Below are 7,002 nucleotides of genomic sequence, written 5' to 3'. Positions count from 1 at the left end.
CCTCCTCGCGGGCGCCCGGGGGCGCATCGAGGATCGCCGCGGTCGCGGCCTCCCGCAGGCGGAAGACGGCGCGTCCCTGCGCCGAGAAGGACAGGACGGCGACGAACCAGCCGAGGCCTGCGAGCGCGATCGCGCAAGCCGAAAGGCCGAGGAAGGCGGCGCGCTCGAGGTCGAGCGGTGCCAGGCTCCACCCCGGGAACAGGACGAGGTCGTCCGCGACGCGGGGGATCGCGACGCGCAGGAACACCAAAGCCGTGGCCTCGTCGTGGCCGAGGGTGTGGACGAGGTCGCGCAGGCAGAGCAGCGCGAGGATGCAGAGCGGGCCGCCGAGGCCGAGCGCCAGCGCGACCGCGGCGACGTGGCGCCCGCGCGCCGCACGCCAGGCGAGGACGATCGGATCAGGCTCCATGGCCGCTCACGTGGTCGAAAGGGTCCGCATCGGCTGTCCCGAGCGGCCGCCTGATCGCAGGCCGCATCGGAGCGCATAGGCGCTCTTCGAGCCCGCGGAAAGCGCGCCACCGCACGCGACCCGCTCAGCCGGTGAACGCGGCCAATCGCCCCCTGTCGTTCAGCTTGGAATTCTTCCATAGAGCCGACCGTCGATCGGGCAAGAGCGAACCTGCGTCGCATTGCATCGACACCGCGGAACGGGTCATGCTTCGTCGGCGGTTCGGGGGCATCGAAACGCAGAGTTCTGACATCTTGGCGACGCGACCCACCGAAGACATCCACCGGTTCCGGTCCCAGCGGGCCGTGGGCTGATGGCGCAGCTGTTCTCACCCGGCGCCGACGCGATCTATCGGCTCGCCCTGCTCACCGGCGTCGCGTGCCTCGCCGGAATCCCGATCGTCGCCGCGGGCATCGTCCGATCGGACTACGTCACCGGCGTCGGCATCGCGCCGGCCCAGCCGGTGCCGTTCAGCCACAAGCACCATTCGGGCGAGCTCGGGGTCGACTGCCGCTACTGTCACACCACGGTGGAGACGCAGGCCACCGCCGGCATCCCGCCGACCCATACCTGCATGACCTGCCATTCGCAGATCTGGACCGGGTCGGACATGCTCAAGCCGGTGCGCGACAGCTTCGCCCGCGACGAGCCGCTGCAATGGGTGCGCCTCAACAAGCTGCCGAGCTACGTCTACTACAACCACTCCGTGCACGTGACGAAGGGGATCGGCTGCTCGACCTGCCACGGCGACGTCACCAGCATGCAGATGACCTACCGCGCCAACGCCTTCGAGATGCAGTTCTGCCTCGATTGCCACCGCGACCCGGCGAAGTACGTCCGCCCGCAGGACCAGGTCTGGAACATGACGTGGAAGCCGCCCGCGAACCAGGCGACGCTCGGGCCGGAACTCGTCGCCAAGAACCACATTCAGGGAGGTGAGCGCCTCACCGAATGCGCGATCTGTCATCGCTGATGGAGACGGACCGCACATGACCGGGCACCACGACATCGGCGCGATCCGCGCCCGCCTCGCGTCCGGCGACGGGCCTTCCTTCTGGCGCAGCCTCGACGCCGTCGCCGACACCGCCGAGTTCCGCAGCTACCTCGAAGCCGAGTTCCCGGCCGCCGCGCGGCTCGCCGCGGCGCCGGAGCGGCGCGGGTTCCTGAAGCTGATGGCGGCCTCCTTCGCGCTCGCCGGCCTGTCGGCCTGCGATTCCGGAGACGGGCGCCACAACGAGCTGCCCTACGTCAACGCGCCGGAGCGGATCGTTCCCGGCGCCCCCTTGAGCTACGCCTCGTCGGCGCTGTTCGACGGGTTCGCCAACGGCATCCTCGTCACCACCCGCAACGGCCGGCCGCTGAAGATCGAGGGCAACCCCGACCATCCCTGGAGTCGGGGCGGCACCGACATTCTGGCGCAGGCCTCGGTGCTGGGCCTCTACGACCCGTTCCGCTCGCAGGCCGTCCAGCATATCGGGCGGCCGAGTTCCTGGGCGGCGTTCCAGGGCGCGATGCTCGCGCAGATGCCGGTCTGGCAGGCCAAGGGCGGCGAAGGCCTCGCCCTCCTCACCGGTCCCGTGACCTCGCCGTCGCTCCAGGCCGAGATCGCACGGATGCGGGAGACCTATCCGGCGATGCGCTGGTACGTCAGCGCAGGCGTCGCGCGCGACAGCCTGTACGACGGGGCCAAGCGCGCCTTCGGCCGTCCGGTCGAGACGCTCCTCGACTTTACAAGCGCACGGACCATCGTCGCGCTCGACGGCGACATCCTCGATCTCGGCCCCGGCCAGGTCGGGCTGTCGCGGCGCTGGAGCGAGGCGCGCAAGGCGTCCTATGCGGCCGGCCACCTCCTCACCCTGCATGCCGCGGCGGCAACGCCGACCTTGACGAGCGCCAAGGCCGACTACGCCGTGGCGGTCCCGGGAGCCCGCATGGAAGCGCTCGCGCGGGACCTGCTGAGCCTCGCTGAGGGCGGTTCGGCGTCGTCCGCCGACGGCGCCTCCGAAGCCTGGCTGAAGCGTGCCTTCGCGGCGCTGAACGAAGCCCGCGGCGCCGGCATCGTCACAGCGGGCCTGTGCGGGTCGCCGGAGCTGCACGCGCTCGTCCACCGGCTGAACGGCGCGCTGGGGAATGCCGGCACGACGGTCCGCCACACCGCGCCGGCCCAGGCGATCGGCGCCGGAGCGCTCCGCGACCTCAGCACGGCCATGGCGGAGGGTTCGGTCGAGACCCTGATCGTGCTCGGCGTGAACCCGGTCTACGAGGCGCCGGGCGCCCTGGGGTTCGCGCAGGCGATGGAGCGCGTGCCGCTCAAGATCCACACCGGGCTCTACTACGACGAGACCGCGGCCCATTCGGACTGGCACCTGCCGCTGGCGCATCCGCTCGAATCCTGGGGCGACGCCCGCTCGCTCGACGGCACCGTCAGCCTGGTCCAGCCGACGGTCGCGCCGCTCTACAACGGTCGCTCCGCGAACGAGATGCTGGCCTTCCTCGATCGTGGAACGATCGCGAACGGCCTCGACCTGCTGAAGCGGCAGATGCGCGGTGGATCGGAGGACGACACCGCGTTCCAGGCACGCTTCGAGGACGCCCTGCGCAGCGGCTTCCTGCCCGACAGCGCCGCGAAGCCGGAAACGATGGCGTTGACCGCCTCGGGGCCGGCGCCAACCGTGGCGCCGTCAAGCGACGATGCCATCGAGGTGGTGTTCCGCCCGGACCCGACGGTCTGGGACGGGACGCTGGCCGACCTCGGCTGGCTGCAGGAACTGCCGAAGCCGCTTACCAAGATCGTGTGGGAGAACGTCGTCGGCATCAGCCCGAAGCTCGCCGAGCGGCGCAGCCTCGCCAACGGCGACATCGTGCGGATCGCGGCGGACGGACACGCGATCGAGGGGCCGGCCTGGATCACACCGGGCCAAGCCGAGAACACGGTCAGCCTCTCGCTCGGCTACGGCCGCGACGTGCCCGACCACCTCTCGCGGGGCCTCGGCTACGACGCCAACGCGCTGCGACCGGCGATGGACCCGTGGCTGCTGGCGGGCGCGACGCTGGAGAAGACCGGCCGCCGCCGGCTGCCCGCGACGACGCAGGATCTCGGCACGATGGAGGGCATGGACCTCGTCCGCGTCCAGCGTCAGGGCGCGGAGCCGGTCGGCGACACCAAAGCCTACGAACTGGCCTCGTTCTATCCCAAGCCCGCCGCTGCGGGGCGCGGCGCGACCGCAGCCTGGGCGATGGTGATCGACCTCGACGCCTGCATCGGCTGCAACGCCTGCATCACAGCCTGCCAATCCGAGAACAACATCCCGGTTGTCGGGCGCGAGGAGGTCGAGCGCGGCCGCTGGATGGGCTGGCTGCGGGTCGACCGCTACTACGCGGGCGATCTCGATGCGCCGGACACGCATTTCCAGCCGGTGCCCTGCATGCATTGCGAGAACGCGCCGTGCGAGGTCGGCTGCCCGGTCGAGGCGACGCTGCACGACAGCGAGGGCCTCAACCTGCAGGTCTACAACCGCTGCGTCGGCACCCGGACGTGCCAGAGCTACTGCCCGTACAAGGTCCGCCGCTTCAACTACCTCGACTACACCGGCGACATGCCCGCGGTGGCCCAGCAGCAGCGCAACCCGGACGTGACGGTTCGCGCCCGCGGCGTGATGGAGAAGTGCACCTACTGCGTCCAGCGCATCGCCGCCGCCCGCATCGACTCGGCCAAGGACGCGCACGCGCCGATCCCCGACGGAACCGTCGAGACCGCCTGCCAGGGCGCCTGTCCGACCCGCGCCATCACCTTCGGGAACCTGTCCGATCCGGAAAGCCAAGTTAACAAGGCGCGGGGCGACGGACGCAATTACGCCCTGCTCGGCGACCTGAACACGCGCCCGCGGACGACCTACCTCGCGAGCCTCGCGCCCGCGGCCAGGGAGGGCTGACGGCATGTCGGGCGCCATCCTCCAGCCACCCTCCGGTGCCGGCCTGATCGCGCAGGACGCGACGCTGCACGGCATCGGCCGTGCGGTGGCGGAGGTCCCGCTGACGCATCCGTCGAACCGGCGCTGGTGGATCGCCTTCGCCGGCGCGCTCGCCCTGCTCGGGCTGTTCGGCGGCGTGCTCGCCTACCTGCTCTTCACCGGCGTCGGCATCTGGGGCAACAACAACGCCGTCGTCTGGGCGCTGGACATCGCGAGCTACGATTGGTGGATCGGTGTCGCCAGCGGAAGCCTGCTCGTCTCGGCGGTGCTTCTGCTGCTCGGCGCGGAGTGGCGCGGCGCCGTCAACCGGGTCGCCGAGACGGTCGCCCTGCTCTGCACCTGCGCCGCCGGACTCTACCCGATCATCCATCTCGGGCGGCCGTGGTTCTTCTTCTGGAACCTGCCCTACCCGAATACCTACGCCCTCTGGCCGCAGTTCCGCTCGCCGCTCCTTTGGGACGCGATCGACATCGTGTCCTACCTCGTGGTCTGCGTGAGCCTCTGGTACATCGGGCTGCTGCCCGATCTCGCATCGCTGCGCGACCGCGCCGTCGAGGATGCGCTGGCTCAGGAGAAGGCGCACGGCCGTTCCCGGAAGCGTGCTTTGCTGAAGGCGCGGGCCTACGGGATCGTCGCATCCGGATGGCGCGGGTCGGCGGCGCATTGGCAGCTCTGGGTCCAGGCCTACCGTACGATCGCGCTGCTCGGCGTCCTGTTGGTTGTCTCGTTGCAGACCGGTGCTTCGGTGATGCTCGCGGGCTCGGTGATGCCCGGTTGGCACGACACGATCCTGCCGGTGACCTTCCTGGTCAACGCGGTGTTCTCGGGCGTCGGCGTCACCGCCGCGGTGGTGGTGCTCGTACGCTCGGTCTACCGCCTCGACGGGTTGATCTCGGACCGCCACCTCGAAATCCTCGCCCGGCTGATGCTGTGCCTCGGATGCGCCAGCCTCTACTGCTACGCGACCGAGTTCTTCTCGACGTTCCTGCATGGCGACGCGCGTGAACGTGGCGTGCTGGTCCGGCGGATGACGGGGGAGCACGCCTGGGCGTTCTGGACCGTCGTGGCCTGCCTGCTGATCCCGGCCCAGGCCTTCTGGTCGGCCCGCATGCGCCGGTCGACGCTCGCCGTCGCCGCGATCGGCCTCCTCGTCGTGGTCGGCGCCTACGCCGACCACGTGATGGTGCTCGTGGTGACCCTGGCCCAGGACTTCCTCCCCTCGTCGCGCCTCGCCTACAGCGAGACGATCTGGGGCGTTGCCACCTTCGCGGGGTCCGTCGGGCTGTTCCTCACCCTCCTGCTGCTGTTCCTGCGCTACCTGCCGGCGGTCTCGATCACCGAAAGCCGGCGCCTGGCGCTCGCCGTGACGCCGACCGCGGCTGCGGCCGAGCGAAAGCCCGTGCGAGAGTCCGAGATGCGACCGCTCGCCGAAGAGCGCGACGAAGCGCAGGACGCGCCGCTTTGGGGCGTCAGCGCCGCCTTCGCCTCGGAAGCCGACCTCGCGGCGGCGGTAAGCGCGTTGTCCGGACTCGACGCGTCGCACGTCCACCTCAGCGCCCACGGCCCGGTGCCGATGCCGCGCGTGGTCCGGACGCTCGGCATCGCAGGCCGCTCGATCCGGGCCTACGCGATCTTTGGCGCGCTCGCCGGCGGCGCCGCCTTCTACGGCATGTGCGTCTACGCGACCGCCTACGACTACGTGTTCCTGATCGGCGGGCGCCCGCGCTTCTCGTGGCCGTCCTTCGTCGTGCCGAGCCTGTCCTTCGCGATGATGAGCGGGACGATCGCCGTCCACCTCGCCTTGCTGATCCTGAACCGCCTGCCGCGGCTGAACCATCCGGCGTTCAACATTCCCGGCTTCCTGCGGGCGACCGACGACCGCTACTTCCTCTCCGCGGAAGCCCGGGGCGAACGCTTCGACGCCGACCGCATCGTGCGCAAGCTCGCGGCGCTGCCCGCGGAGGCCGGGCGCCCTCTCGACATCCGGCGGGTGCCGCGATGAGACGGCTCCTCGCCCTGCTCGCCCTCGCACCGCTCGCGGCTTGCGGCGAAGCCAACATGGCCGAGCAGCCCAGCGCCAGGACCTGGGACAAGAACAACTTCTTCCCGCAAGGGATGACGATGCGGCAACCGGTGGCGGGCACCGTGCCGCGAAACGATCCGGCCAAGGCGGCGCCCCAGCCGGCGACCATCACGGAGAGCCTGTTGACGCGCGGTCGGGAGCGCTACGGCATCTTCTGCACGCCCTGCCACGGCGCCTCCGGCGACGGCCGCGGGATGATCGTCGCGCGCGGTTTCCCCTCCGCCGGTCAGCTCACCACGGAACGCCTGCGCCAGGCGTCGGCGGACGACCTCTACCGGGCGATCTCGCAGGGGCACCGGGCGATGTACGGGATGGGCCAGATGATCCCCTCCGCGGATCGCTGGGCGATCGTCGCCTACGTCCGCGCCCTGCAGCGCAGCCAGGATGCCGCCGTGGCGGCCCTGCCGCCCGGCGGGCGCTTATACCCCTCTGCGCGCCCACGAGAACGGCGCCGAGCGGGGGTTCCGGGGGGGGGTGGGAAAAAAAAGGGGGGGGGGGGG

The 7,002-nt window shown here is 70.9% G+C and carries 4 protein-coding genes and 1 pseudogene; 4 read left to right on the top strand and 1 reads right to left on the bottom strand.

Features of this window, described 5'->3' with window-relative positions; all coding sequences use genetic code 11:
• Positions 1–409 (bottom strand): annotated as a pseudogene (locus tag FV222_RS13525) (ABC transporter ATP-binding protein); the annotation flags it as partial.
• 352 nt (positions 410–761) lie between these two features.
• On the opposite strand from FV222_RS13525, the gene FV222_RS13520 reads away from it, so the two are divergent.
• The 4 genes from FV222_RS13520 to FV222_RS13505 form a co-directional block, all read left to right on the top strand.
• A complete protein-coding gene (locus FV222_RS13520) occupies positions 762–1,421 on the top strand; it encodes a cytochrome c3 family protein (RefSeq protein WP_147752854.1) in 660 nt (219 codons plus the stop codon).
• A 16-nt stretch (positions 1,422–1,437) separates the two neighbouring features.
• Entirely contained in the window at positions 1,438–4,380 is a 2,943-nt protein-coding gene (locus FV222_RS13515; RefSeq protein ID WP_147814643.1) for a TAT-variant-translocated molybdopterin oxidoreductase, read from the top strand.
• A 4-nt stretch (positions 4,381–4,384) separates the two neighbouring features.
• Positions 4,385–6,421, top strand: a complete 2,037-nt coding sequence (locus FV222_RS13510) for a quinol:electron acceptor oxidoreductase subunit ActD (protein ID WP_147814641.1) — start codon at positions 4,385–4,387, stop codon at positions 6,419–6,421.
• Positions 6,418–7,002 (top strand): cytochrome c (locus tag FV222_RS13505; protein ID WP_147814640.1); only part of this gene is annotated, 585 nt, incomplete at its 3' end. The genes FV222_RS13510 and FV222_RS13505, both read left to right, overlap by 4 nt.

The organism is Methylobacterium sp. WL103 (assembly GCF_008039885.1).
GTDB lineage: Bacteria > Pseudomonadota > Alphaproteobacteria > Rhizobiales > Beijerinckiaceae > Methylobacterium > Methylobacterium cerastii.
Note: the sequence above shows the minus strand (reverse complement) of the source record. Positions and strands in the feature narration are given on the sequence as shown.

Bases quoted from the DNA above. Each gene is read 5' to 3' on its own strand.
- FV222_RS13520 (WP_147752854.1), top strand. From the start codon at position 762: ATGGCGCAGCTGTTCTCACCCGGCGCCGACGCGATCTATCGGCTCGCC.
- FV222_RS13515 (WP_147814643.1), top strand. From the start codon at position 1,438: ATGACCGGGCACCACGACATCGGCGCGATCCGCGCCCGCCTCGCGTCC.
- FV222_RS13510 (WP_147814641.1), top strand. From the start codon at position 4,385: ATGTCGGGCGCCATCCTCCAGCCACCCTCCGGTGCCGGCCTGATCGCG.